The sequence below is a fragment of the Thauera phenylacetica B4P genome, from assembly GCF_000310225.1.
Taxonomy (GTDB): domain Bacteria; phylum Pseudomonadota; class Gammaproteobacteria; order Burkholderiales; family Rhodocyclaceae; genus Thauera; species Thauera phenylacetica.
In genome coordinates, this window is the sequence record NZ_AMXF01000637.1 from 1 (window position 1) to 355 (window position 355).

General features: G+C 60.8%; 1 protein-coding gene. It reads right to left on the reverse strand.

The features are described 5' to 3' along the window. Nucleotides 1–210: biotin/lipoyl-containing protein (locus tag C667_RS24065; protein WP_306415800.1), on the reverse strand; the 210-nt coding region annotated here is incomplete at its 3' end. Nucleotides 211–355: the final 145 nt, after the last annotated feature.

Consider the following 355-nt stretch of genomic DNA (forward strand, 5'->3'; position numbering starts at 1 on the left):
TTCGCCGACCTTGTCGCCCAGATGGACCAGCACTTCCTTGACCACGCCAGCGGCCGAGGACGGCACGTCCATGGTCGCCTTGTCCGACTCCAGCGTGCAGATCGCATCGTCCACGTTGATGCTGTCGCCGACCTTCACGAACAGTTCGATCACCGGCACCGAATCGAAATCGCCGATGTCGGGCACCTTCACTTCAATCATTTGACTCATCTTCTTCACCTCGTGAGGAGTTTCCGGAAGAGGAAGGCGTCGGAGCCAGGCGCCTTTCGCTCCTGCCCCCTCACGCCTCACTCCTCACCACGTCAGAGCATCACCCGGCGGAAGTCCGCCAGCAGTTGCGCGAGGTACACGTTGA